Source organism: Psychrobacter sp. P2G3, assembly GCF_001593285.1.
Lineage (GTDB): Bacteria > Pseudomonadota > Gammaproteobacteria > Pseudomonadales > Moraxellaceae > Psychrobacter.
Window position 1 is genome coordinate 622623 of the sequence record NZ_CP012529.1, and the last position, 26326, is coordinate 648948.

The 26326-nt window shown below is 41.7% G+C and carries 23 protein-coding genes; 15 read left to right on the forward strand and 8 right to left on the reverse strand.

Going from position 1 to position 26326, the window contains the following annotated elements:
* Nucleotides 1-138 precede the first annotated feature (138 nt).
* Entirely contained in the window at nucleotides 139-837 is a 699-nt protein-coding gene (locus tag AK823_RS02615) for a hypothetical protein (protein WP_068325993.1), read from the forward strand.
* A gap of 101 nt (nucleotides 838-938) precedes the next feature.
* Here the strand turns inward: AK823_RS02615 and glnD are convergent, their stop codons facing one another.
* Nucleotides 939-3674 carry a [protein-PII] uridylyltransferase gene (gene glnD / locus AK823_RS02620; RefSeq protein WP_068325995.1) on the reverse strand — a complete coding sequence of 912 codons (2736 nt, stop codon included), beginning with the start codon at nucleotides 3672-3674 and terminating at the stop codon, nucleotides 939-941.
* 186 nt (nucleotides 3675-3860) lie between these two features.
* Nucleotides 3861-4652, reverse strand: coding sequence for a type I methionyl aminopeptidase (gene map, locus AK823_RS02625; protein ID WP_068325997.1), 792 nt, complete (start codon nucleotides 4650-4652; stop codon nucleotides 3861-3863).
* Nucleotides 4653-5032: 380 nt separating this feature from the next.
* Here map and AK823_RS02630 point away from each other — a divergent pair, with 380 nt between their 5' ends.
* The 8 genes from AK823_RS02630 (at nucleotide 5033) to AK823_RS02650 (ending at nucleotide 10989) form a co-directional block, all read left to right on the forward strand.
* A complete protein-coding gene (locus AK823_RS02630; protein WP_068325999.1) occupies nucleotides 5033-6085 on the forward strand; it encodes a triacylglycerol lipase in 1053 nt (350 codons plus the stop codon).
* Between the two features lie 36 nt (nucleotides 6086-6121).
* On the forward strand, nucleotides 6122-7207 hold the full coding sequence (locus AK823_RS02635; RefSeq protein ID WP_068326007.1) for a lipase secretion chaperone: 1086 nt from the start codon (nucleotides 6122-6124) through the stop codon (nucleotides 7205-7207).
* Nucleotides 7208-7385: 178 nt separating this feature from the next.
* Nucleotides 7386-7508, forward strand: coding sequence for a hypothetical protein (locus tag AK823_RS14310; RefSeq protein WP_264753636.1), 123 nt, complete (start codon nucleotides 7386-7388; stop codon nucleotides 7506-7508).
* A 355-nt stretch (nucleotides 7509-7863) separates the two neighbouring features.
* The gene (locus tag AK823_RS02640) at nucleotides 7864-8355 is read left to right on the forward strand and encodes an META domain-containing protein (protein ID WP_068034508.1); all 492 of its coding nucleotides are present in this window, start codon (nucleotides 7864-7866) and stop codon (nucleotides 8353-8355) included.
* 282 nt (nucleotides 8356-8637) lie between these two features.
* The gene (locus AK823_RS02645; protein ID WP_068034510.1) at nucleotides 8638-9672 is read left to right on the forward strand and encodes a DPP IV N-terminal domain-containing protein; all 1035 of its coding nucleotides are present in this window, start codon (nucleotides 8638-8640) and stop codon (nucleotides 9670-9672) included.
* Nucleotides 9673-9732: 60 nt separating this feature from the next.
* Nucleotides 9733-9894, forward strand: coding sequence for a DUF2256 domain-containing protein (locus AK823_RS13890; protein WP_082785744.1), 162 nt, complete (start codon nucleotides 9733-9735; stop codon nucleotides 9892-9894).
* Between the two features lie 174 nt (nucleotides 9895-10068).
* On the forward strand, nucleotides 10069-10227 hold the full coding sequence (locus AK823_RS13895; RefSeq protein WP_082785617.1) for a DUF2256 domain-containing protein: 159 nt from the start codon (nucleotides 10069-10071) through the stop codon (nucleotides 10225-10227).
* Nucleotides 10228-10314: 87 nt separating this feature from the next.
* Nucleotides 10315-10989, forward strand: a complete 675-nt coding sequence (locus AK823_RS02650) for a class I SAM-dependent methyltransferase (protein ID WP_068326009.1) — start codon at nucleotides 10315-10317, stop codon at nucleotides 10987-10989.
* A 638-nt stretch (nucleotides 10990-11627) separates the two neighbouring features.
* Here AK823_RS02650 and AK823_RS02660 read toward each other — a convergent pair.
* Entirely contained in the window at nucleotides 11628-12512 is an 885-nt protein-coding gene (locus tag AK823_RS02660; protein ID WP_068326011.1) for a LysR family transcriptional regulator, read from the reverse strand.
* 148 nt (nucleotides 12513-12660) lie between these two features.
* Here AK823_RS02660 and AK823_RS02665 point away from each other — a divergent pair, with 148 nt between their 5' ends.
* A complete protein-coding gene (locus tag AK823_RS02665; protein ID WP_068326012.1) occupies nucleotides 12661-13803 on the forward strand; it encodes an alkene reductase in 1143 nt (380 codons plus the stop codon).
* Between the two features lie 581 nt (nucleotides 13804-14384).
* Here AK823_RS02665 and AK823_RS02670 read toward each other — a convergent pair.
* Nucleotides 14385-15230 carry a hypothetical protein gene (locus tag AK823_RS02670; RefSeq protein WP_068326013.1) on the reverse strand — a complete coding sequence of 282 codons (846 nt, stop codon included), beginning with the start codon at nucleotides 15228-15230 and terminating at the stop codon, nucleotides 14385-14387.
* Between the two features lie 375 nt (nucleotides 15231-15605).
* Between AK823_RS02670 and AK823_RS02675 the strand changes: the two genes are divergently transcribed.
* Together AK823_RS02675 and AK823_RS02680 are read left to right on the forward strand one after the other, a co-directional pair.
* Nucleotides 15606-16100: a hypothetical protein gene (locus tag AK823_RS02675; protein WP_068326015.1), complete on the forward strand. Its 495-nt coding sequence runs from the start codon at nucleotides 15606-15608 to the stop codon at nucleotides 16098-16100.
* 104 nt (nucleotides 16101-16204) lie between these two features.
* Nucleotides 16205-16792, forward strand: a complete 588-nt coding sequence (locus tag AK823_RS02680) for an HNH endonuclease (RefSeq protein ID WP_068326016.1) — start codon at nucleotides 16205-16207, stop codon at nucleotides 16790-16792.
* On the opposite strand, the gene AK823_RS02685 is transcribed toward AK823_RS02680, so the two are convergent.
* On the reverse strand, nucleotides 16779-17303 hold the full coding sequence (locus tag AK823_RS02685) for an IS630 family transposase (protein ID WP_149031835.1): 525 nt from the start codon (nucleotides 17301-17303) through the stop codon (nucleotides 16779-16781). The genes AK823_RS02680 and AK823_RS02685 overlap by 14 nt on opposite strands.
* Nucleotides 17304-17323: 20 nt before the next feature.
* Entirely contained in the window at nucleotides 17324-17626 is a 303-nt protein-coding gene (locus AK823_RS02690; RefSeq protein WP_068325749.1) for an IS630 transposase-related protein, read from the reverse strand.
* A 115-nt stretch (nucleotides 17627-17741) separates the two neighbouring features.
* On the opposite strand from AK823_RS02690, the gene AK823_RS02695 reads away from it, so the two are divergent.
* Nucleotides 17742-18734 (forward strand): hypothetical protein, encoded by a 993-nt coding sequence (locus AK823_RS02695; RefSeq protein WP_068326020.1) that lies wholly within the window; start codon nucleotides 17742-17744, stop codon nucleotides 18732-18734.
* Between the two features lie 47 nt (nucleotides 18735-18781).
* Here the strand turns inward: AK823_RS02695 and metH are convergent, their stop codons facing one another.
* Entirely contained in the window at nucleotides 18782-22468 is a 3687-nt protein-coding gene (gene metH, locus AK823_RS02700) for a methionine synthase (protein WP_203226585.1), read from the reverse strand.
* 752 nt (nucleotides 22469-23220) lie between these two features.
* Here metH and AK823_RS02705 point away from each other — a divergent pair.
* Both AK823_RS02705 and AK823_RS02710 read left to right on the forward strand, forming a co-directional pair.
* A complete protein-coding gene (locus tag AK823_RS02705) occupies nucleotides 23221-23805 on the forward strand; it encodes a fasciclin domain-containing protein (protein WP_068326031.1) in 585 nt (194 codons plus the stop codon).
* Nucleotides 23806-23885: 80 nt separating this feature from the next.
* Entirely contained in the window at nucleotides 23886-24506 is a 621-nt protein-coding gene (locus AK823_RS02710) for a fasciclin domain-containing protein (RefSeq protein ID WP_068034531.1), read from the forward strand.
* Nucleotides 24507-24735: 229 nt separating this feature from the next.
* Here the strand turns inward: AK823_RS02710 and AK823_RS02715 are convergent, their stop codons facing one another.
* Complete coding sequence (locus AK823_RS02715) at nucleotides 24736-26283, reverse strand: alanine/glycine:cation symporter family protein (RefSeq protein WP_068326034.1); 1548 nt, start codon at nucleotides 26281-26283, stop codon at nucleotides 24736-24738.
* Between the last annotated feature and the right edge of the window lie 43 nt (nucleotides 26284-26326).

The window sequence follows — 26326 nt, forward strand, 5'->3', positions numbered from 1 at the left end:
TACTACTATTAATTAACAATTTATTTAATAGTAGTTCAATGACTTAGCTGTTTGTTTTATCACTCATAGCTTGTAAATAATAATGACATAAGCAATGACTGCCACCCAGTTTGGTAAGTTGTTGTTAGGATGATTGATATGCTTAAAGCTTCTAAAGTTGACCACCTCAATATTGAAGTTCTCAATGCCAGTACTAACAATGTTAATAAGGCTAGTGATAATAATGCACAGCATGCTGGTTTTTGCAAACAACTGAAACAGTGTGAACAGCAATGGTGGCAAGCGCGTCAGCGCCTTATCGCTCTTGAAGAGCGGTGGATGTTTTGGTTCGGGGAGAACAGTTTAATTATGTGGCTCATGTGGCAATTGGTCAGCTATGTATTGGTCGCTATCGTCCTGATGCTGTCCAGTAAGCTATTCGATGTGCAGCTTTATTTATGGCAGTATATGACTATATTTGGCGTACAAACGCTATTATTTGCAGTGACGCTGGGGTCTAAAGGACGTCTGGCTAATCGTCTGCAGAACAATATTGATAGTGCAGATTTTGTACGCGAGCAAGCATTGAATGAGATGTATATACTAGCATCAGATATTATTCTGCCTGCTATCCATGCCAGTGCACCCATCTCTTTACAAACCATTCATGAGCGCTATAAGTCACATTTAAAGCTAGCCAGCCTACAACGATTACTACAAAAAGAGGTCGAGGCCGGACGATTAATTTTAAGCCAATATCAAATAGAAGCAGAAGTGTTGCCACCAGAGCTTGCCGACGAAGCGTTGTCACCATACGCTGACAAGATGGTATATAAAAGCTTAGTCAACATCTCTTAAAATAAGCAGCTCTTAAGATAAACACCTCTGAAGATAAGAGGTGTCATCCAAAAAGACTTATCAGGGCTTGTTAATTTAACTTTTAGGACAGCCCAGCTAAGTTAAGCATGATTGCTATCTGGCTGAACGCTAATACTAGTAGTCAGGGCCGTTTGCAAGGTTTCAAGCTTGTCCTCAGATAATGGCGCATCGTCTTGATCACTGATATAAAACATATCTTCTGCGCGCTCACCCAAAGTAGTAATACGTGCAGCATGGACTTCGATACCTTGCTGCAAAAATACTTGCCCTACTCGTGCTAGCAACCCTGGCTGATCCAGTGTCTGTAGACTCAGAATGTGCTGACCTGAAGCTTCATTAAACTCAAAATCAATAATAGTTGGCACATCAAAGTGTCTAAGCTGGCGCGGAATACGTTTCTGCGCCAGCTTAGGTGTCATCGGGTTTTTAAAGGCATCAATTAAGCGTTGTTTTAGCTCTTGCTGGCTATCTTCGTCTCTTAATAATGTACCGCTACGATCAAGTAATACATAAGAGTCCAAAGCAAAGTCACGAGTAGCAGTGATAATTCGTGCGTCCAATACGTCTAAATTCATCTGATCAAATACGGCCATCGTCACTGCAAATAAATTGGCCTGATCTTGGGTATAAACGAAAACTTGCACCGCATCAAGTGCCAGCTCCCGATGCTCACGTAATACGACTAGAGGTGCGCTATCAGCGTTAGAAGCATAGCCGATAGGAGGATGGTTTAAGATAGCTTCGGTATGCCATAAGATATCTTCTGCAATCTCACGCAAAAAATATTCATCGCCCAAGTCGTCCCATAATCTGAGCACTTCATCACGATTCATATGTTGATTGTCAACATTATCAAGCATCGTCAGCGCCTGCTTACGCGTCGCACGAATCATGTCTTGGCGGTTGGTTGGTGCATCGATATCGGCGCGCAAGATGCGCCGCGTTTGTGAGTATAGTTGTTTCATCAAAGTCGCCCGCCAGCTGTTCCAAAGCTGCGGATTGGTAGCATTCATATCCGCTACCGTCAACACATATAAGTGATTAAGATGAGTGACATTACCAACTAAGTCAGCAAAGATAGTCACCACTTCAGGGTCTGAAATATCTTTTTTCTGCGCGGTCATAGACATTAATAAATGATAACGCGTTAGCCAGCCTACTAGATGGGCATCGGCCTTACTCATGCCATGTGCCAAACAAAACTCAATCGACTCGGTCTCCCCAAGCTGACTGTGATTGCCACCGCGACCTTTAGCGATATCATGAAACATTGCCGCTAGTACTAAAATCTCTTTACGCTCAATGCGTTGAAAGATAGAGCTGACCAATGGAAAATCTTCATAAAAGCGTGCGTCGGTAAAGCGGTGTAAAATTCGAATCAAAAATAGCGTGTGAGCATCGACCGTATAACGATGAAATAAATCATACTGCATAAGACCGGTCACTTGGGCAAAGGCGGGAATATAATTACCCAATACCCCATAGCGATTCATCGCGCGCAAACGATGGAACAAATAGTTTTGCTCTTTTATATTTTCTAAGAACAATGCCTGATGTTCAGGATTGTCACGGTAAGTCTGATCGATACCGCGCGCGGCAATTTTTAACGCGCGTAGGGTTCGGGTTCGGACACTTTTTATTCCGTATTGTCCCATGAGTAAAAACATCTCTAAAATCGCTTCAGGATGCTGAGAAAATACGCGATGATGGGAGATGGCAATCTGCTCGCCAACCTGATTAAAAAGCGCATTTAAAGGCCGCTTAGTAGGCTGCTCATTATCCGGCAGATGTGGCTCTATGATGGTCTCAAAGTAGTGATTGATGAGCATCTCAGACAGCGTTGATATTTGCATTGCGCAGCGATAGTAGTCGCGCATAAAACGTTCGACAGCTGCGTTGGGCTGATCATCTGGCTGCGACTCATAACCCATTCGCTGGGCAATATCGCGCTGATAATCAAACAGTAATTTATTTTCGTTGCGACCTGTCATCTCATGTAAATAGTGACGTATTTGCCATAAATAACCTTCAGCAAAGCTAAGCTCGTCGAACTCTTTTTCAGTCACAAAACCTTGTTGCACTAGGTCATATAGCTTACTGACTCGAAAGTAGCGTTTGGTCACCCAGCCGACGATATGAATATCACGTAATCCGCCCGGCGCCGTTTTGATATTAGGCTCAAGATTGTACTCAGTGGCATTGTGCTGAATATAACGTACTTTAGCCTCGTTGATTTTTACCTCATAAAAATCTCGCTGCGACCATAGCTTGTTGACGACGTCTACAGGAATACTTTGTAGCGCTTCATTACCAATTAACAATCTTGCTTCTAACAATGCACTGGCAATAGTATGGTCCGTGGCGGCTTCCAAGCAGTCATTGACACTGCGTACGGACAGCGCAGGCTCCAGTCCAATATCCCACAGCATCGCCACCAAGCTATCAATCTTACTACTGACATCTGGTTTTATCTCATCAGGTGCTAGCAACAAGATATCAATATCTGAGTATAGCGACAGCTCACTGCGCCCATAGCCGCCCGTAGCAAATAATGCCAAATCTGTCTGATCTAGCTCAAACCATTTAAACAAAGCCATGAGTAAGCCATCGATTGCCCAAGCACGCGCGACTACTAACTGGCGAATATTTGCCCCACGCTCGAGTGCACGGCTAATATCAGCATTAATCTGCGTCAGCCATTCAGGTATACCGAGTAGAGATTTCTCTGCATCGGACGGTTCTGACGACACAGTATTTGGCGTAGGGAAGGACGGCAGCGGAGTAAGGTTAATAGAGGCGGCATCGAATGTGAACATGAGCGTTATCCAATCAAGAATTTAAAAATAGAGACCATCAAAAGTAAAAGCTTATCAGAAGTATAAAGGTAAAAAATCAGCAAGCATAATGCTCAACGTATATCCACCGACTAACAATGATAATAGTAGCCTAAAGCCGATAATAATAGTCCAAAAAAAAGACCGCCTAAGCGATCTTTGTTTATATTACTGGGTCAAGAAACTTAAATCTTCTTCTGGGCGCGTGGTAAATACCTCACAGCCGTTATCAGTCACGACCATCGTATGCTCCCATTGCGCAGACAGCTTACGGTCTTTGGTAATTGCTGTCCATTCATCTGGTAGGATTTTGGTCTGCCACGTGCCTTGGTTAATCATCGGTTCGATGGTAAAGGTCATACCAGTCTTAAGCTCAAAACCAGTGCCCTTTTTGCCATAATGCATGACTTGTGGCTCATGGTGAAACTCATTACTGATACCGTGACCACAGAACTCGCGCACGATACTAAAGCGTTCAGGCTCAACCACTTCTTGAATAGCGGCACCAACATCACCCAAGCGCGCGCCATCTTTGACGACACTCATGCCTGCATAAAGAGCGTCCTGCGCCACTTTACAGATACGCTGCGCCATGATAGAGCCATTACCGACGATCCACATTTTTGAGGTATCACCATAATAGCCATCTTTAATCACGGTCACATCGATATTGATAATGTCGCCGTCTTTAAGCAGTTTATTTTCGGTTGGGATACCGTGGCATACCACATGATTCACTGAGGTACAGATTGATTTTGGGAAACCATTATAGTTAAGCGGTGCTGGAATGGCTTGTTGCTCATTAACGATATAATCATGGGCAATTTGGTTGAGCGCTTCGGTACTGATACCGACTCTAACATGCTCATCAAGCATCACGAGTACGTCGCTGGCAAGCTTACCAGCAACACGCATTTTTTCTATGGCTTCAGGGGACTGAATAAGGGATTTTTTAGTCATGATTGTCGTACTTATAGTTATAGAATTAAGGTAGGTGAATTATATCATAAATGCATAGTTGGCGTTTTGCCATAAGCGGTAGCAGTCGTAGCATTTTACTGATGAGCAGCGTGCTATAACAGGAATATACCCACGAATGATTGAGCTAATGCTGGAGTCATTAGCAAAACTAAAATTTTAAATAGTGATTAAACAATGACTAAGTAGTCATGCGCATAGTGAAGCTTACAGATTAAATTGGTTGAATGTTACAGATTATAAAAGTAATGTAAATTTCACTGCTAAAGGGATTAGCAGGTGTCTTCGATAGCTTTTGCAAGATATGCAATACATAAGCTGGTCAAAGATTAATACATATTAATGATAACAAGGATGTTGTTATGAAGCTTAACGCTTACCTCTCTAAGGCTATGAAGCCAAGCAGATTTTTACCGACACTAGGTGCTGTTGGTACTGGTTTGCTGCTAATGTCGATGCAAACAACTTCGGCTCAGGCATCTACCTACTATAGCTGTTCTGCCCCTAGCGGATGCCAACTGGTAGGCGCTAGATTATTAACCTCAAATTATACCAATACCCAAAACCCAGTGATACTCGCACATGGGCTTGGTGGTTTCAATAAACTCTTTGGTGTCCTAGATTACTTTTACGGTATTCCTCAAACTTTAATGAACGGAGGTACAGACGTATTCGCGACCAAAACCTCAGCGGTTAATAATAGTAAAGTTCGCGGTGAGCAGTTACTTGCGCAAGTCAAACTCATCTCAGCCATTTCTGGTAAACCTAAAGTTAATTTGATTGGACACAGTCAAGGCGGTATCGACGTTCGTTACGTCGCTGGTGTTGCACCTGAATATATAGCATCAGCAACTGCAGTTTCAAGTCCAGAACAAGGCTCAAAAACGGCAGATGCAGTGTTAGATCAACTGTCAGAAGGTAGTATTACCACTGAAGCTACGCTGGGTTTATTTAAACTCATTGGCATCGCTACAGATGTCGGCTCTGGTGTCAGTGTCACAGAGCTACAACAGCAAGATGGTTGGAAATCGCTAGTGGCCTTGTCTACTGATGGTGCCGCACAATTCAATGCCAAATTTCCTGCTGCAATGCCAACCCGTTATTGTGGTCAGCCAGCCAACACTGAAGTCAATGGTATTAAGTACTATTCATTTAGTGGTGTAGGGCAAATAACCAACTTACTTGATGCCACTGATCCTATATTATTGGCAACTAGTACGCCATACAAGAACGAAGCAAATGATGGCTTAGTATCTGTTTGTTCAAGTCGTCTCGGCTATGTCATCCGAGATAACTATGTAATGAACCATCTAGATTCAGTCAATCAACTATTGGGCTTAGTGGCATTTGGAAGCGTTAATCCAACAACCGTGTATCGTAGTCAGGTCAACCGTCTCAAAAACGCTAACCTGTAACGTAAAAAATGACTCTTAAAACAAGACGCCTCTTTTATGTCGAATAATCGTCGTCCCTATTTAACAATAGTTGTCATTACCGTGGTTATCATTGTAACTGCGGTGATTATCTTATGGTTTAAGCCTAATCAAAGCAATATGACGCCTTCTCAAACATTGTCTACGGTAGATAGTGACATTAGTAGCACTATGGTAAAGCTGTCTGATAACAATAACGAGACGGCATTGTCTACTAACAACAACGATAGATTTATTACTGGATTAGAAAATCTACCGCGCTCACTACAGGATACAGATGTGGACGGTGAAATAATTATTGATGAAAACAAACAACTGGTCGTCACCGAAGGTCTGCGGCGCTTGTTTGATTACTTCTTATCGGCGCTTGGTGAAGAAGATGAAGCCACTATCTTTGCCCGTGTTGAGAGCTATATTCGCAGTTTTGTTCCTGAGCCAGCCGCCAGCCAAGCCATTGTTATATTCAATAAATATGTAGCCTATCTCAAAGCGATTCCTGAAATAGAAAAGCGTTTTGGTAATTTACAACTGCAAGCCACACAAAATGGTGAGCTAGATCTAAATATGGTAGCGCAGCAAAAGCAAGACGTTGCCAAGCTACGTCAGCAGTATTTCGATACGCAAACCATTACCGCGTTCTTTGGCGCTGAAGATGAATATGATGACTATAGTATTGCGATGATAAATATTAATCAAAACAAGCTAATGTCGGATGAGCAAAAAGCAGCGGCTCAGCAGGATTATGTCAGCCGAATGCCGGACAACATGACCAAGGTCAATATAGAGCAACAGGCCAACCTAAACGCGCTGATGAGCCGTACTGAGCAAATGAAAGCCCAAGGCGCGACGCCTGAAGCTCTCTACAATATGCGCCGTGAATTGGTAGGCGCGGCAGCAGCGGGCAGGCTTGCACAATTAGATAAAGAGGATGCTAACTTTGATCAGCGCTTTACTCAATACCAAACACAGAAACAACAACTCCTAAGCCAAAATACTAACAGTACGCAGGCTCGTGTCCAGATTGAGCAACTAGGGCAGCAGTTGTTTAGTGATACTGAGCGTAAACGTTTAGCGGGTTATGCGGCTATGCAACAGCAACAGTAATAATCTCAATAAGTATTTTTGGTTAACATTAAATAACCTATGCTAATGTAAAAGATAGTTGTGATTGGAATTTAAACAAGCTACGGTTAATAGTGGAGATACGAACCAATAACGTAGTTCTAATACAGTGACAAACTTCAGCCAGTGTTCAATTTAAACAAAATTATTAGGAGCTCAAATGAAAAACCTCACTAAAGCAGTAATGACCGGAATTGTAATGTTAAGCGTATTAGTAGGCTGCCAGTCTCTTACAGCAGAGCCAACCAGTCAACCAGATATCACTGGTACAGATGTTATATAATAGCAATCTGTTCGAAAAACCCCGCTAATATGTGGGGTTTTTTTATGCTGAAATTCATCTTAGTTTACGTTATCTTTATTACCAATAGTCTCGTTATAATAAAATTATAGGTGACCGTTAGCAGGTAATGTACTCACTGGCAAGAAGCGTTAGCAAAACGCCTATAGAGTTGAACAAATTTGGCTTTAAGTGTGTACGCAATCTTTCATGATAATAATCTGCTAGTCATGCATAATAGGGCTATTGTTTAGTACATCGATTAAAACAATAAATTAATCATTATAAAAACTATGATCTTCAGTGAAAAATGTGTTTTTTACTGAAGATCTTAAATTTATCTGTTATAGGAGTTTCTATGAAAAATATAACTAAAGTAATAATGGCTGCAACCCTTACGGTAGGTACACTTGCTGCAGGCTGTCAAACCACAACGCCTAGCGTTATAGCACCAGTGACTCAGCCAATTACATCTGAAGCTTTAAAAGCTCATAACTGGCAGCTTGTCGATGCCAAACGTACTAATGGCGAAAAAGTAACGCAGCTATTTTATAACCCATCTAAGCCGCTAACCCTAAGTTTTTCTGAAGCCAACGGTAGCGATCGCGTTAGCTTTATGAACACTTGTAATAACATGGGTTCTGATTACAGTGTTGTAAATGGCAACGTAGTATTGGGTAATGTTATATCTACTATGATGGCATGCCCTGAGCCACAAGCAAGTTTCGATACAGCAACGCTGGCGACGGTGCAAGGTAAATACAGCATTAATAATAATGTAAACAATTTACCTATCTTGACTATTCGCAATGCTAACCAAGTTGCTTATTTTAAAGCGGTATCTAAGTAATCGCTCATTGAGCACTTAACAGTAACTTGAAATTATGGTGATAAATTATTGTTATCGTTATAAAAGTAAAGCCAAATAATTTATGACTATAGAGCGCCTCACTATATAATGTAGTGGGGCGTTTTTTATGGCATGATTATCGAGCTTATTGTTTTGATTATTCATGCATGAGTATCTTTTATATAAAAATATGCCATACATTCAGCTACCTTATAGTGTCTTTTTTTGACACTTAACCTATCAATAACTGCTCCTAGCCAGAATCTAACTGAGTGCCTCTTTATGCTTACCTCCAATATCTCCCAGCGTTTACATAAAAAATGCCTTTCTATAGCTCATTCGACTATTACTCATACGAAAATCACTTTTAATATTACTATTAGTGTCGCACTCAGTATTTTTTTGACGGCTTGCAGTACCTTGCCAATGGATAAGGTTGCTCGCACGCCTACTAGCAGTACGGTTGTCAACCCACTAACGGCTAAGATGCCTCCAATAGATCGCGCGGGCCGTATTGCCTACGTGGAAGAGCAAGGCGCAGGATCTGCAAAAATCTCTAGTTTGTATACTATCAGTCCTGATGGTAGTGATAGACAGCTCATTGATGAGCTAAGCGGTTATATATATGCACCAGCATGGTCAGCTGATGGGCAGCTATTGGCTTATAGTAAGCAAACCCCACGTCAAAATCCAAAAATTTATATCTACGACGTCAGTAGCCAAACCCGTAATCTGGTGGTGAACACTGAGGGCAGTAATCTATCTCCGTCCTTCTCATCAGATAAACAAAGGTTGCTCTATAGCTCAACGGTCGGTGGTAACGCAGATATCTACGAGATGCGCTTGGATAGCGGCGAAACTAGCCAGCTGACCACACTTCCTAGTACTGAGGTACAACCAAGCTACGCAAGCGATGGGCAAAGCTTCGTTTATACGAGTGACAAGAAAAATGCTGGACGACCACGCATATATCGCTATAACTTTGCGACTCGTAGCGCTACCCAAATCACCACAAAAGATTATGCTGCCAGCCCTCAGCTCAGCAATGACGGCCAGCGTCTAGCGTATCTAAACGGTCGCCAAGCGGCGGTTATGACACTAGCAACTGGGCAAATTGTCAAACTCGCCGAAACTGGTCTTGATGAGCCAGCACGTTTTTCGCCATCTGGACTGTATACCGTTTATCCCACACGCAACTCACAAATCGATGGTCAAAGTGGTGGTAGTATAGTCATACATTCGCTATCTGGCAGCACAAGCTATGCGATTAGTAGTAAAGCGGGCGGGGTGGTACGCTCACCCGTATGGAGTCGTTAGGCTTTAAAGAATAAAGTTAATTTTAAATAACTAATGCATGAAACAATTAGCGAGAAAAGTATGGCGCACAAAAAGAAGAACGTCCGCAAAAAACTCTGCCCTGTCTGCGAGCGTGAATTTAGTTGGACCAAAAAGCTAGATAAAAATTGGGATAACATGGTCTATTGTTCAGATCAGTGTCGCCGAGTGAAGAAGTATGAAGGCTTAGAACATCAGAAGTAATGTAAAATTCAAGGTGGTTGTAGGCTGGCGCTTTTAGCTCAGCATCTTATATTTAAATAGCAAACTTTGTGCAATTGGCGTGTAGGGTGCGCCGGGCGCACCAATTTGAAAGTCTGTCTTATAAATTTATTCATAAATATCATGCAAAATTGTGAATAAGACAAAAGGAAAGCGATGGCACATAAAAAGGTAAACTTACCGCAAAAAATCTGCCCCGTCTGCCAGCGTCCGTTTACATGGCGTAAGAAGTGGGAAAAGGATTGGGAGCAGGTGATTTATTGTTCGGAGCGTTGTCGGCGGGGAAGAGAAGCGACTAAAATACAAAGACGCTAATTTCTTTCAGGTTTATAAATACAGCTACCTTTCAAACGACATCATTAACAAACAGCCGATATCACAACCAACCCGACCGAGACCTTCATGAAATCAAAGCCGCCATCAAAGCCAACTTTTAAACTGTTAAGTCTCAAAAGCATCTACGACAATAAAGTCCTGCCTTTATTAATTGATAAGGCCTGTGCATTAGACGTTGTGAGCGAGCAAAGAGCGCTTGTCGTCCCAAAAGCCCACGGCATAGTACTAGAGGTCGGTGTTGGCAGTGGGCTTAATGCCAGATTTTATATCCCACAAACCGTCAAACGAGTGATAGGCGTCGACCCGCACTTGCATCCATTGGCAGCAGAGCGCTTTGCTAGTGCAGGCATCGACTTTATCTCGCAGCCGTTATCCGCCGAGACTTTACCTCTTGAGGACAATAGCGTTGATAGTATCGTCATGACATTTACCCTATGCTCCATCCCTAATCCTATCCAAGCGTTAAGTGAAATCAGACGCGTGCTAAAACCGACTGGCACCCTATATTATGCCGAACACGGCTTAGCACCGCAGCCCAAATGGGTCGGTAAAATGCAACAGCTCATCAACCCGGTATGGAAGCCGGTAGCAGGCGGCTGCCATCTTGATAGGGATATCGAACAGCTGATATCGCAGGCGGGTTTTGAGGTATCGGGTCAGCAAGGATTTACTCAGGGCGTAAATATCGTGGGTTATCACTATTGGGGCGAGGCGACGGCTTCTATCCCCAAGTCGTCATAAACTCGGCTTTCTTTGTAGATTAAAGTTATCTAAATGCCAAGCAAATAGTGGCAACAGATTGTCTAAACTCTCAAGCGTAAAAGCATCTAAAACCTAAAAAATAATAAGCAGCTATTTCCTGCTTTTTGCTCATATCTTGGTCGAAGCTTGCGACACCCAACGATTTTGAGTTAATAAGTTTGAGGTAGGGTGATGTTAGACTTGTCAAACTCTCGCAGAGAATGCAGACAAGACGTAACCCACCGATCATATATTATGCTAAGTTTAAATGGAGAGTTACGCTCCGCTAACCCACCCTACGCGACTATTTAAAGGAGTTTCCTTGCTAGGCGTAGGGTGCAACCAGCGCAGCAATTTTAAAAACATCTGTCTTATCAATGTGATGAAAATCACCCTAAAATACCTGATTTATGCAGTAGCTTTAGACCAGTTCTACATCCGATGTGAGGAAAACCATGGTATACAAAAAGCAAAACCTACTCTGTCTATCAGCGTTCATTCACTTGGTTCAAAAAGTGGGAGAAGGATTGGGAACAATGTTAAGGTAGCCAAGATTTAATAGGCCTCTAGGTAATACTCATTCTAAGTAGTATCGCTTATCAAAATTCCTATTACTCAAAAAAATTAACGCTTTGATCTTATAAATTCTGTAATTGTTCAATGATCCAGCGGTGAATGGGGCTGTCATTGGTACGAGGATGCCAAGCAGCTATTACTTTAAATGTTGGTGGTAACGCTTCTACTTCTAATTCTTTAACCTTATTGCTCGGCAATAACCTGGCTGGATAAAACGCAATCATGTCAGTGGTATGAAGAATATCTGGCACTGCTGAAAAACTTGGAACCGACATAACGATATTTCGTTTAAGCCCCCTTGCTGCGAACCATTGATCATGGGAGCCGCGCAAATTAGCACGTGAAGGCGACACTACCAGCTGAGGATAGGCGGCAATTTGTGCCAGTGTTAACGGCGCTTTTGCAAGCTCGTTATTACAACCAGTAATGCATAAATGCTGCTCTTCAAGCAAAGTCACATAAGTCAGGTTATTAGGAATAAATTCTGGAAAAGTAATTAGTAGATCAAGTTCACCAGCCGTAATCAGCTTATTGATATTGTCAGACGCAAAGTCGCGTACTATCAATTTTAGCTCAGGGGCGTCTCGCCTCGTTATCTTAAAAAGCTGTGGTAACAGCGCCTGTGTCGCGTAGTCGGTAGCGCTAATCGTAAAGACGCCTTTATAGGTTTCTGGGGTAAATAAGTCAGGCTCTAACAGCGATTCTAACTGTTCTAATATATCGCTAATAGGTTGCTGAAGTGAGAGCGCTTTTGGTGTTGCCACCATGCTATTGCCTTGACGAATAAACAAGCGATCATCAAATAAATCACGCAACTTGCGTAGCTGCTCGCTAATGGCTTGCTGGGTTAAACCCATTTTACGGGCGACTTGTGAGAGGTTTTTTAAATCTAGCAAAGCATGCAACACTCTAAGCTGTTTAATATCCAGCCGACTGATACCATTCATAATTGTATCTCAAACAAAAAATCGTTGTTTCTAATTGTATCTTTAAAGCCCTAAGCTTATCAATATTGCTTCAGTAAACCCTTAGTTATCAAAATCTATTAAGTGGTTCAAACAATAAGCTTATTTATACACTTTAAAAGAGAATTTTATGGAACAATCTAATCCAAATACTAGCGCCTTATTTTCATCTGTAGCGCTTGGACCTTATACGGCCAAAAACCGTATTGTGCTGCCCGCATTGACACGCTCTCGTAGCACTCAACCAGGCAATATTCCTAACGAATTAATGGCAAGCTACTATGCACAGCGCGCATCAGCGGGATTTATGGTGACGGAAGGCACGCAAATTGAACCAAGAGGACAAGGCTATGCGTGGACGCCAGGTATACACTCGCAATACCAAATTGACGGCTGGAAGAAAGTCACACAAGCCGTGCACGCCAAAGGGGGTATTATCTTTGCTCAGTTGTGGCATGTTGGTCGCGTGTCTCACACCAGCTTACAACCAAACGGCGCACAACCTATAGCGCCTTCTGCTATTACTGCTGATAACGTGAAGGTATTCGTTGAAACTGGGCCCGGTGCAGGCGCTTTAGATGATCCAAGTGAGCCGCGTGCGCTGAGCACTTCTGAGGTTGGTGAGCTGGTCGATATGTACGCGCAAGCAGCACGTAATGCACTAGAGGCAGGATTTGATGGGGTTGAGCTTCATTGTGCTAACGGTTACTTAGTGAATCAGTTTATCTCTGAGCATAGCAATCATCGTGATGACCAATATGGCGGTTCGCTGCCTAACCGCTTACGCTTTTTAAAAGAAATAGTCGAAGCCGTCAGTGCCGTCGTGGGTGCCGAGCGTTTGGGGGTCAGATTTGCTCCCTTATTTGCTAGTACCAATGAGACTCGTGTTTACTTAGGTTTGGTAGAGTCAGACCCGCATACTACTTATGTTGAAGCGGTCAAAGTGCTCGAACAAGCGGGCATTGCTTACTTGTCAATTGCCGAAGCAGATTGGGATAATGCCCCAGATTTACCGGAAGCATTTTATCAAGCGGTCAGAGCTGAGTTTTCAGGCCGTATCATCTATGCTGGTAAATATACCGTTGAAAAAGCAGTCAACATCTTAGCAAAAGGCTATGGCGACTTATTTGCTTTTGGCCGCCCTTTTATTGCCAACCCAGATTTACCTGAGCGCATCGCCAATGATTGGCCACTTAATGAAGTTGATCCCACCACTATGTATGGCGGCACTGACATCGGCTACAACGACTATCCGTTTTACCAAAACACTTAAAACAATCGAGGCCAAGGAAGGCCTCATTTTTTTGTTTTTAAATAGCGTGTGTTCTAGCCGTAAGCTGATGTGATAGTTGAGAGAGTGAGACTGTTTCTATAGAAGATATAGAATGTACTTATTGAGAAGGCTAGGATTTATAATTTTTCGGCTTTCCTTGTAGATTAAAACTATCTAAATGCCAAGCACATAGTGGCAACAGATTGTCCAAACACTCAAGTCCAAACGCTCAAGTCCAAAAGTATTCAAAACCTAAAAAATAATAGGCAGCCAATCCTGCTTTTCGCTCATATCTGCTGGTCTATGCGAGGCATTGGCTAAGTAGGATAGCCGCTATCAGAAAATCCCCTTTAATGGATTTTCTCTTGCGTCCCTAAAATTGCAGTGCAATTTTTTAACGGGTCTCAGGGCTAACGGCAACATCCTATTTTTACAAGTATTGGTCGTTTTTCAATACTGATTAATTTTCTAAATCTAAATTTATTAGTAAGCTAATGTTTGAGATAGGGCGGTATTAGACCTGTCAAAAAGAAGCACTGCTTCTTTTCGACGGCTTTCAGGTTACACTCTTTTAAACCTTCCTAAGATGGTCTTGAAAATTTAAAGAACTCATCGCTGTCTATTGAGCCGCTCTGATTGTTATCAGCTTCAATAGTAAGAGCAGTGTCACCAATAACTCGTGCGTAACGCGTACGTGGTTCTGATAATCCAGTGCCATCGTTATCGTCATAGATCAGAGAAGTTGCTAACTGCTTAGTCGTAGGATCAATGGTGTAGTAACCCCATTCCATACCGTTTTCGGGGTTATTTACAGAGCCAGCTTCATCAACTTGGACATGGACATAAGTACCATTATCGAAGAAGGCTAATCCGATTAGCTCATCGTCATCGGCATCATTGAAACTCCAAGACCCTAAAATCCCTTTAGGTTGGGTCTTTGAGAAGCTATAGGTCTCACTATTATCAATGACGCCATCATTGTTTTCATCGACTTCGAGGATCAGTTTGCCGTTAGATACCTGAGCATGACGGTTGACGGAGTCTGACAATCCAGAGCTACCATTTTTATCAAAAATAGGCGTAGCAGTTAGTTCGCCTGTACTATTATTGATGTTGTAATTACCCCATTCCATACCATTTTCAGGGTCACTCGTAGACTGACTACTATTGACTTGGACCTGTACATAAGCCTCGTCATCTATAAAGACAATCGTTGATAACTCACTACTACTATCGTCATTACTCCACGTTCCAACGATTTCAGTATTGATATCTGGTTGGTCTGGTTTTGGAGTATCTGGTTTATCAGGTTGTGAGGTATCTGGCTTATCAGGCTGTGACGTCGATGAACTGTCATTATCATCATTACATCCTTGTAAAAAGAATATAGCTGTCATGGCTAGTAGTGTTAATTTGAACGATTTCATTTTCATCTCTCCTTGATTTAAAAATGTAAAATCTCAATTTCTATAACTATTATGCCGATATACCTCCTTGTTTCTAACAGTTTGTAATGCTCATGCTATATAGTAGTAGTACTAATCAATTCAAATATATTCTTAACTATAAATATACCAAAAATTTTTAAGTTAATCTAATCAGATAGCTGTTTTTATTGAATATTTATTAAAGTGTAAGTATTGAAATATAGGCGTCAAAAAACCGCCACGTTTTCTAACCCAATGTTGCCAGAGGAGTAAGATAGAGGTGGCGGTGCTGTTACGGTTCATCACAGCTAAAGACGATAGTGCAAACAAGATTAATTAACGAGTTGAAGCCGTTATAAAGTATCAAGGTGAACTATGAGTAAACATTTTGAACACTCAAGCTTCCGAGAAAAGCTTATTGAACATTTATTTATTAGTGAAATGCTGAAACTATCGTGGCTAAAAGGTGATTGTCAGCTTGAAGTTATGAAACCTGAAGTCGACAATGCTGGCTGTGATGTTGTTCTAGAACTTAATAATGTTATTCGGCATATTCAGCTTAAAGCTTCAAAACTAGATGGTAAAACGTCAAGACAGAACATTCATACCCGTTTAGCAACCAAGCCCTCAGGATGTGTTATTTGGATAATATTTGATGAAGACACTTTGGAGTTATGTTCGTTTTATTTTTACGGCTCTGAAGCAGGAAAGCCATTAAATGATTTAGGCAATGTTAGAGTTGCCAAACATACTAAAGGTAATGCGGAAGGCATAAAAGCTGAGCGACCTAATATCCGTTCAATTAATAAAGGACAGTTTACTCGACATGATAGTATTGAGGATTTATATGACGTTTTGTTTTTCACATAAAAAGAGGATTGGAAGTAGGCACTTTATAGTTCTAAGTGATGCCAGCGAGTAAGAATTCTAAGAATAAAATTTAAGAATTTTCAATAAAAATTTGAGGGTATAAAATGGCTAGAGCTAAAGATAACGACTTTACAGATTCGACTAGACGAAAACTAAGAGATAGAGTAGCTAATCTGTGTTCAAACCCTGAATGCCGAAGAAATACCGTTGCTGCAAATTTAGAAACTATTGATAATAGAACCATAATAGGAGAAGCAGCACATATATGCGCAGCAAGTTCTGGAGGACCTAGATTTGATAATAGAATGTCGACAACGGATACAAAGTCTTTTAATAATGGCATCTGGTTATGTTCAATTTGTCATAAGATAATTGATAGAGAGCCTGAGACTTACCCTGTAGAGATGCTTAAAGACTGGAAAGTAAAGGCTGAGGAATACGCTAGTCAAAGTCTTGGTATGAAATATAGAACAGATGAGGATATTAGAGAGTCTCAGCAGTCTCTATTGTGTAAAATGCCATTAAGCCTAATAAACGATGCTATAAGTAATGTGCATGGGAGCGTGGTTCAAACCTTAGAGGTTTTAGACAATAGGTTAAAGCTATCGACCAAGTTTGATAATGAAACAACAATATATAAAGTAGAGCCTAGAAATGATTCGTATGTACCAACTATAGTCAGTTCAAAATAAAAATGTTATGCCTTGGACAAATATCATAAAACAATTTGGATAAGTCATTTTGCATCCAACCTTGGCGTAGAAACTTCACTTGAGCCCATTTCTTTTCGATAGGGTTTAGGTCTGGGCTGTACGGCGGCAACCAAAGAATACGATGCCCGTGCCTGTTTAGTAGCTTTTGAATGCGTTTGCTCTTATGAAATCTGGCGTTATCCATCACAATCACGCATTTGGTTTTAAGACTTGGGATTAGCTTGTGTTTGCACCAGTGATAGAAGACGATGCTGTTGATGTTTGTCTCAAAGTAATCAAGCGCAAACAGCATCTTTTCATACAGAGCACCAATAACGTTGGTTCGCTTTTTACCTTGCCAGTTGTAGCTATCGATACAAGGCTTACCGATCGGCGCATAGCCATGAGAGCGGATGGTCTCGTGCTCAAAGCCGCTTTCATCCATATAGACAATGGGATAGCCTTGCTGCGTAAAGCTATCAAGCTTTCCCTGATACGCCGCTCTTTTTATTGGGCAAGCTTTTGGATGCTCTAAGGTCTTTTTTGACTGATGCCTAGGCGCTTTAGGGCATGATAAATGCCTGTTTTACTACAATTTAAACGATGTGCTCGCTCATACTGGTAATCATCAGGATGTTCTTTGACATCATTAAGTAGCACGTCATCTGGTATTTTATAGGGTTTGGTTTGCCTGATTGTTTTGCTATGAACACGTCTTTTCCAGTTTTGTATGGTGGTTGGGCTGAGATTATAGAACTCAGCCGCCCCGGCAAAGGTCATACCCTCGTCTAAGCTTTTTAGTACTTGTTTGCGAAAATCTAGTGAGTAAGTCATGGTCTTTATGATAACAATTGGGTTTAATAATTAGTTTATAACACTTTTAAATGGGTTTGGCTATATCAACGTTAAAGACTTTTCAAATGAGAGTAATATAAGAAAATATAAAGACTTGATTTTCCATGGTTTAGACTGCGAAATTGAAGGAGACCTAGGTTTCTTAAGTGATTCTAGTCTTATAAATAAGTTGCTAAATGATAGTAGTATTAATTTCAAAAAAGCATCCATTAAAAGAACAAATAAAGTGAGTGCATATTTGAAAATTCCGTATCAGGACTCAAATATAAATAAAACTGTTATAAAAATTAATGGTTATCTCACTCACGGGTTAAAAACGGTAAGTTTCATAGGAGGTTTAAAACGTTATTTTAAATTTGAAGTAATCGGTATGCCTATGTTTGATAAGTCTATCACTGATATTGTTCAAAATTTTAATATGAGTTTTTGTTTTGATGACTGGAATGGTAAAGATATAAGGTCACTAGACAAATTAGAGGATCTATACACCCTAATTAATGAGATTTGCGATAACGAGAATGCTAATATAGGCTTATTCACTTCTGAGAACCATACCTTTCTCGCTAAAGCTAAAATAAATAACTCATCAAATAACGATGATGTTAAACAAATTAGATGGTTGTTAACGTATATTTATAAAGCATTTAGAATTTGTGAAAATTTTGGTGTTAGAGCAATATTTGATTTGAATAATAGTATATCAAATATTGATTATCAAAAAGTTATGAATTTATACAACGAAATATTTGAATGTGACACTTATTATGGTGAGGGTATTAAAATTTTTTCGGATTTAAAATTCTATATTACTAATAAAGAAGACATAAAGAAGTTAAAGAGTACTGAGAAATTTTCATGTAGAATTATAAAAAATGACGAGAAATATTTAAGAATATTTGATAGTGAAATAGAAATTCCTGAGAAGGTATACGTGGTTGAAAATTTCAATGTTGAGGTGTACGAAACTCAAGAACAGGACGTTTATAACGCTAATCTTATAGCAAATGAAGAGAGTAAATTAAGAATTGAATACCTGACAGAAAAAAATGTACTATATGAAGTACATAATTTAGAGGTTAATAAGTAAAAGAGGGGTTCATAATTTTAAAACCCCTCGAGTATTAGATAACAAACCTACAAATTCGGATTCAACCACTTCTCAGCCGTCTTCATATCCCAGCCTTTACGTTCAGCATAACTTTCTAACTGATCGCTGCTGATTTTACCGACGTTGAAGTACTCACTATCAGGGTGCGAGTAATAGAAGCCGCTGACCGATGACGCAGGCCACATCGCAAAGCTTTCGGTGAGCGTCGTGCCGATAGCCTCAACCGTACCGAGCCACTCAAACAGTTTGCCTTTTTCGGTATGCTCAGGACAGGCAGGATAGCCAGGCGCAGGGCGGATACCAACATATTTCTCTTTAATCATCTCATCATTGGTTAAATTCTCATCAGCCTGATAGCCCCAATAATCTTTGCGAATCAGCTCATGCAGATGCTCAGCGAAGGCTTCGGCTAAACGGTCAGACAACGCTTGTACCATGATAGCGTTATAGTCATCACCAGCCGCTTTATACTTCTCAGCCAGTGCTTCTGTTCCGACTATAGACACCGTAAAGCCACCAAGATAATCGGTTTGCGTGTCCGATGGTGAGATAAAGTCTGCCAAGCTAAAGTTCGGCTTGCCACTGGCTTTATCGCTTTGCTGACGTAAGTGCTCAAACTGATAGGTCGGCTTGCCGCCATCAGCTGGACTGTTGTCATAGACGGTGACGGTATCGGCGCCAGTACGTTTGGCTGGCATCAGTTTAAACACACCTTTGGCAACGATTAACTTCTCATCAATCATTTTTTGCATCAAGTCATTCGCATTGTCGAACAAATCACGGGCCGCTTCTCCAACCACATCGTCTTGCAAGATTTTCGGGTATTTGCCCGCTAGACCCCAAGAGATAAAGAAAGGTGTCCAGTCGATATAAGGCAGTAGGTTAGTGATAGGATAATCGTCAAATATTACTTGTCCTAGTTTGTTAGGTACAGGTGGCACATAGTTTTCCCAGTCATCTTTAAAGCCAATCTTGATAGCGTTGGCATAAGATATTTTGGCCGCTTTTGGTTGGCGCTTAGCGAGACGCTCACGTACCTTTATATATTCTTCGCGGGTCTCATCAATCAAGCCTTGACGGTGCTCTTTAGAGAGCAGCTTAGTCACCACGCCCACTGAACGTGAGGCATCAGCCACATAGATGACGGCATCGTTTTGATACTGAGGTTCGACTTTGACTGCCGTATGCGCTTTAGAGGTCGTTGCCCCGCCAATCATCAAGGGTAGGGTCATGCCGCGCTCTTGCATTTGCTTGGCAACATAAACCATTTCATCAAGGCTTGGCGTAATCAGGCCAGATAAGCCAATGATATCGACTTCCTCAGCGATAGCGGTATCGAGGATTTTTTCACAAGGTACCATCACGCCCATATCTACGATGTCATAGCCGTTACAGCCGAGTACCACACCGACGATGTTTTTGCCGATATCATGGACGTCGCCTTTGACGGTAGCCATGAGGATTTTACCTTTCTTTTCACCTTCGACTTTTTCCGCTTCGATATATGGATTCAACCAAGCGACTGATTGTTTCATTACACGTGCAGATTTCACTACTTGCGGTAAGAACATTTTACCTGCACCGAATAAATCACCGACGATATTCATACCGTCCATGAGTGGCCCTTCGATGACTTCTAGCGGTTTGGGGTATTTCTCCCAAGCTTCTTTGGTATCGGCTTCGATAAAGGTGGTGATACCTTTGACTAATGCATGAGCAATACGTTCTTCTACCGTGCCTTCGCGCCATGACATATCAACGGTGCTGTCTTTTTTCTTGCCGCCATCTTGGTAGTTTTCAGCGACGGTCATCAGACGCTCAGTAGCATCTTGACCAGTCTCACCTTGGTTTCGATTCAGCATTACATCTTCGATAGCATCGCGTGCTTCCTTCGGGATGTCGTCATATAGCTCTAGCATGGCAGGGTTGACAATACCCATCGTCAGACCGTTTTGAATCGCATGAAATAAAAATACGGAGTTGATGGCTTCTCGAATCGGATTACCACGGAAACTGAATGAAACGTTAGATACGCCGCCCGATACCATCGCATTGGGCAAGTTATCCGTAATCCACTTAGTGGCATTGATAAAGTCGGCGCCGTAATTATTATGTTCAGTGATACCGGTGGCGACCGCAAAGATGTTGGGGTCAAAGATAATGTCCTCGCTAGGGAAGCCGACTTCATTGACTAAGACATCATAGCTACGCTGACAGATCTCAGTTTTGCGCTCAAAAGTATCGGCTTGGCCATCTTCATCAAAGGCCATGACGATAATAGCCGCCCCGTAGCGCATACATAGTTTGGCGCGCTCGACGAACTCAGCATGACCTTCTTTTAAAGAGATAGAGTTGACGACAGACTTACCTTGGATACGTTTAAGACCTTCCTCGATGATGTCCCATTTCGACGAGTCGATCATTAAAGGTACACGGCTGATATCTGGCTCACCAGAGACCAAATTAACGAAATGAATCATCGCCTGCTTGGAGTCGAGCATGCCCTCATCCATGTTGATATCGACGATTTGTGCGCCACCTTCGACCTGATCACGGGCGACATCGAGCGCTTCGGTATAGGCTTCGGTTTTAATCAAACGTAGAAACTTCTTCGAGCCGGTAACGTTGGTACGTTCACCAACGTTGACGAATAAGCTATCAGGCGTGATAGTAAATGGCTCAAGCCCTGATAAGCGGCAGGCAGGTGCGATTTCAGGAATCACGCGCGGTGGGTATTTTGCCACCATATTAGCGATTTGGCGGATATGCTCAGGCGTCGTACCACAGCAACCACCGACGATGTTTAAAATGCCCGCTTTAGCAAAGCCTTCAAGCAGGGCAGTGGTTTCCTTTGCCGTTTCGTCATATTCACCAAACTCATTCGGCAAGCCGGCGTTCGGATGCGCTGAAACATAAGTATTGGCAATATTAGATAACGTTTGGATATGTGGACGCAGTGCATCTGCCCCGAGTGCACAGTTGAAACCAACCGATAGCGGCTTGGCATGGCGAATTGAGTTATAAAACGCCTCAGCCGTTTGACCTGATAGCGTCCGACCAGAGGCATCAGTGATCGTACCCGAAATCATAATCGGTAATTCAAAACCAATATCGTCAAACACCCCAGTAATCGCAAATATCGCCGCTTTAGCGTTTAGCGTATCAAAAATGGTTTCAATCAATATAAGATCCACACCGCCTTCTATTAAAGCTAGTGTCGCTTCACGGTAATTTAGCACCAACTCATCAAAGGTAATGTTACGAAAGGCTGGGTCATTGACATCAGGTGATAGCGAGCAAGTTCGTGACGTTGGCCCAATGACTCCAGCGACGAAGCGCGGCTTCTCAGGGGTCTTGGCAGTAAATTCGTCAGCAGCTTCGCGCGCTAATTTAGCCGCAGTCTTGTTTAGCTCTGGCACCAGATATTCCATATCATAGTCAGACATCGATAGCCGCGTACCATTAAACGTATTGGTCTCGATGATATCTGCACCAGCAGCAAGATGGTCGCTATGAATCTCTTTAATCATCTGCGGTTGGGTGAGCACGAGCAGATCGTTATTACCACGTACGTCTTGGCTAATATTAGCAAAACGTTCTCCGCGATAATCAGCTTCCTCCAGCTTATAATTTTGAATATGCGTGCCCATCGCCCCATCTAACACCAAGATACGTGAGGCCATCTGTTCAGTTATGCGCGTACGTGCAGTCAGTTGCTGCTCCTTAAAAGGAAATACAGCAGGCGGCGTCAAGATAAAGTCATCGGCAGCATTTGAGTGAGTGGGCATAGTATTATCTTCAGAAGAAGTCATCGAGGTCATTTTTTGAGTCATAGGAACACTGCTTATATCGTTAATATCATAAAAAGGAGAAAAAAGAGAAAATTTACAAAACTATAAGAAATAAGAAAGCACAAATCTGCAATATTCTAGCATGAAAAATATAGCGTTTATCGGTATGTTTTTATTCATATTTAGCATCAAAGACAATACCTTGAGCTTTTGAATATGTAAATTTACATAGCATTAAAGTCATACTCAAAGGCATCTTATATGCTTTTATACGAATATATGGTCATTGCATTAGTTGCTCAGGATATGAAGGTTTTTCTTAAGCGATTAAAAAATAGACCATGTTACAAAGCAGACAAAACTTACAAGGATGTGACAAAAAATAGCGCAAACGCAAATAGTTAAAGTTGTAAGCCATGCTAATTTGGCTGCGTAAGGTTTGGTTGCTCGTAAGTATAGCTTATAAGCTCTTAGATAATAATGGTGAACTATTATCCCTAGGCAGTACGTATATCATCTGTGATAAGTCACTGTATATACTCATTAACTGCGACTGTCTAGATAGATAGTAAGTCACCATGTATAAGTTAATTTATTAAAACTTTACCTTCAAAAAGAACGACTCAATCATTAAATTCGCACTCAGGATAGACCTCAAAATCAAGGATATGAATATGAAACTTACTAAACTCGCTACTATCGGTACATTGGCTGTCTCAATTGTTGGCCTAAGTGCTTGTAACAACATCATGCCAGCTAAAAAAGCACCGATGCCAGCAAAACAAGCATCTGCACAAGCTCAGCAAGCACCTGCACAAAATGTAGCTATGGCTAAGATGAATGTGGTACAAGTGGCTCAAAGCAATCCTGAATTCTCAACGTTAGTTGAAGCAGTACAAGCTGCTGGTATAGCTGGTCCGTTAGCTAACCCTGATGCGAACTTCACTATCCTTGCACCAACCAATGCAGCTTTTGCCCAAGCCTTACAAGAAACTGGTATGAGTAAAGAGCAGCTATTTGCTAACAAACCCGTATTAACCAAGATTTTAGGGTATCACGTGATTAATGGTGCAGCTCCAGTTTATGCCAAAGATGTAAAACCAGGCAATATTATGATGCTTAGCAAAGATACCTTGATGGTAACACCTGAAGGCAAACTAATGGATGAAAGTGGCCGTACTGCCAGTATCTTGCAAACAGACATCGCAGCTACCAATGGTGTAGTACATGTTATCGATAAAGTATTGTTACCGCAATAAATGAACGGAACGCTGCTTTTTGACTTTATATAATGTAATGAATGCAAAACTACTTAATTAATATTCATAAGGATAGACCCATGTTAAAAAAGACTTTATTATCTTTAGCAATCGCCACAACGGCAATGACATTGGTAGCTTGTAACGATGCAGAAACGGTTGCTGAGCCGGCAGTTGAGCCTGAAGTAACGACTGAACCGATGGTTGAGCCGGAGCCAATGGCAGAGCCTGAAGTTATGGAAGAACCTGCTGCTATGTCTGAAGAGGCTACTGCTACACAAAATATCGCTGAAATCGCCGCTGAAAATAATGATTTAACGATCTTGACCGCAGCATTAAAAGCGGCTGGACTTGATCAAACATTAATGGCAACGGATACCAACTACACGGTATTTGCTCCAACAGATGCAGCATTCGCTGATGTGCTAACCAAGCTGGATGTTACTAAAGAAGAGCTGTTGGCTGACAAAGATATGCTAACCAAGGTGCTGTCGTATCATGTTATTCCAAGCATGATAGTAAAATCTGCTGATATCCCTTATGGTACTGACATCGAAACAGTGAACGGTCAAGCGTTCTCTATTAGTGATGCTAACGTGATCACAGATGCTAGTGGTGGTACTGCCAATATCACTCAGCCAGACATCATGGCGACTAATGGTGTCGTTCATGTAATTGACACAGTGTTAATGCCTAAATAACGTTGTTCTAAAAGTAACATAGCTAAATTAGTCAATATTTTTAAAAGAAAAACCCAGCACTTATTGCTGGGTTTTTTGTTTTGCTAAAAAGTTATCTATCTCTTAATCTGAGCGATGGCGATTATTATCAATTAAACTTAATGTGTACTACACGAAAAAGCCCAAGACCATTGCCTCAGGCTTTTTTGATTTAATCGTTAGTTGCTACTTTTACATTCTTTAAAAAACGTTATTTATGCTCTTTATGTATTGGATTTTTTGCCAATCTTTCTTGCTCTTCTAGATGACGTGCTTCCCAATAAGGCGCATTTTTGATACCGAATTTTGCAGGATCAAAGGTATACCGCTTCACACCAGCTTTACGCTGTGCTTCATAATCTTTAAGCATAGTGAGTGTTGGACGTGCAACAACAAAGATAACAAGAATACCAACGATATTGAGCCAAGCCATAAGACCAACACCGATATCACCAATAGCCCAGATATAGCCGGCTGAGTTAAGACCACCGTAAGCAACCATCACCATAATTAAGACTTTGACGAAAAAGAGACCTTTTTTATTGGCACCGCGACTAATAAAGCGAGTCAAATAAGCAACGTTTACTTCAGCGATATAGTAGTAAGCCAAGATAGTCGTAAAGGCAAAGAAGAATACGGCGACAGCGATAAAGGTATTACCGTAAGTACCATAAACAGATTCCATTGCCATTTGCGTAAAGGCAGGCGAGTTAATTTCAACACCAGCAGCTACGTTTTGGACGATGAACTGACCATCTGGAAGCTTACCTTGAATGTTATACATACCTGTAGATAAAATCATGAAGGCGGTAGCAGAACAGACTAGCAACGTATCTACATATACTGAGAATGCCTGTACTAAACCTTGCTGTGAGGGATGCTGAACCTCTGCAGCAGCAGCAGCGTGAGGGCCAGTACCCTGTCCGGCTTCGTTAGAGTAGATCCCACGTTTTACACCCCAACCAATAGCAGCACCAAAACCTGCTTGTGCCGTAAAGGCATCGCCAACGATCATACCGAAGACTTGTGGAACCATGTCAATGTTACTAAACATGATAATCAAAGCAAGGACAATATAGCCTAGTGCCATAAAAGGGACTGCAAACTCAGTAAAGGTTGCAATACGCTTAATACCACCAAAGATAATAATACCTAGGACCACTAGAATAATGCCTAGCGCTACTAAACGCATAGAGCCAACTTCTAAGCTGCCAATATTTACTATTGTTCCTTCACCCATCACCTGTGCAAAAGCACTGATAACACCGTTCGCCTGTACACCAGGTAAGAACATACCACAGGCTAAGATAGAGGCGATCGCAAAGAGGATACCATACCATTTTTGACCAAGTGCGCGTTCAAAATAGTAAGCTGGACCACCACGATATTCGCCAGTAATCACATCTTTTTCTTTATAAATCTGTGCGAGTGTAGACTCAACATAGGCTGTAGATGCGCCTAAGAAGGCCACAATCCACATCCAAAACACAGCACCTGGACCACCGAAGCCGATAGCAGCAGCTACCCCAGCGATGTTACCCATACCCACACGTCCCGCGAGTGAGACGGCAAGTGCCTGAAATGATGAAATACCATCTGTACTGGATTTACCAGTAAATAGTAATTTGATCATTTCACCGAATAGACGCACTTGTACAAAGCGCGTCATAATAGAATAAAACAGACCCGCGCCCAAACACAGGTAGATCAGTGCAGGGCTCCAGATAATTCCGTTTACTAAATTGACTAAACCTTCCATATTATGTCTTCCTCAAACGTCCTCAAAGTGGTAATGCTCGGTG

Coding starts and splice junctions, on each gene's coding strand:
- AK823_RS02690 (WP_068325749.1), bottom strand. CDS start 17,626: ATGACTTACTCACTAGATTTTCGCAAACAAGTACTAAAAAGCTTAGAC.
- map (WP_068325997.1), bottom strand. CDS start 4,652: ATGACTAAAAAATCCCTTATTCAGTCCCCTGAAGCCATAGAAAAAATG.
- AK823_RS02715 (WP_068326034.1), bottom strand. CDS start 26,283: ATGGAAGGTTTAGTCAATTTAGTAAACGGAATTATCTGGAGCCCTGCA.
- AK823_RS02650 (WP_068326009.1), top strand. CDS start 10,315: ATGAAATCAAAGCCGCCATCAAAGCCAACTTTTAAACTGTTAAGTCTC.
- AK823_RS02705 (WP_068326031.1), top strand. CDS start 23,221: ATGAAACTTACTAAACTCGCTACTATCGGTACATTGGCTGTCTCAATT.
- AK823_RS02635 (WP_068326007.1), top strand. CDS start 6,122: ATGTCGAATAATCGTCGTCCCTATTTAACAATAGTTGTCATTACCGTG.
- AK823_RS02665 (WP_068326012.1), top strand. CDS start 12,661: ATGGAACAATCTAATCCAAATACTAGCGCCTTATTTTCATCTGTAGCG.
- AK823_RS14310 (WP_264753636.1), top strand. CDS start 7,386: ATGAAAAACCTCACTAAAGCAGTAATGACCGGAATTGTAATGTTAAGC.
- AK823_RS02640 (WP_068034508.1), top strand. CDS start 7,864: ATGAAAAATATAACTAAAGTAATAATGGCTGCAACCCTTACGGTAGGT.
- AK823_RS02630 (WP_068325999.1), top strand. CDS start 5,033: ATGAAGCTTAACGCTTACCTCTCTAAGGCTATGAAGCCAAGCAGATTT.
- glnD (WP_068325995.1), bottom strand. CDS start 3,674: ATGTTCACATTCGATGCCGCCTCTATTAACCTTACTCCGCTGCCGTCC.
- AK823_RS02710 (WP_068034531.1), top strand. CDS start 23,886: ATGTTAAAAAAGACTTTATTATCTTTAGCAATCGCCACAACGGCAATG.
- AK823_RS02615 (WP_068325993.1), top strand. CDS start 139: ATGCTTAAAGCTTCTAAAGTTGACCACCTCAATATTGAAGTTCTCAAT.
- AK823_RS02660 (WP_068326011.1), bottom strand. CDS start 12,512: ATGAATGGTATCAGTCGGCTGGATATTAAACAGCTTAGAGTGTTGCAT.
- AK823_RS02680 (WP_068326016.1), top strand. CDS start 16,205: ATGGCTAGAGCTAAAGATAACGACTTTACAGATTCGACTAGACGAAAA.
- AK823_RS13895 (WP_082785617.1), top strand. CDS start 10,069: ATGGCACATAAAAAGGTAAACTTACCGCAAAAAATCTGCCCCGTCTGC.
- AK823_RS02645 (WP_068034510.1), top strand. CDS start 8,638: ATGCTTACCTCCAATATCTCCCAGCGTTTACATAAAAAATGCCTTTCT.
- AK823_RS13890 (WP_082785744.1), top strand. CDS start 9,733: ATGGCGCACAAAAAGAAGAACGTCCGCAAAAAACTCTGCCCTGTCTGC.
- AK823_RS02675 (WP_068326015.1), top strand. CDS start 15,606: ATGAGTAAACATTTTGAACACTCAAGCTTCCGAGAAAAGCTTATTGAA.
- AK823_RS02670 (WP_068326013.1), bottom strand. CDS start 15,230: ATGAAATCGTTCAAATTAACACTACTAGCCATGACAGCTATATTCTTT.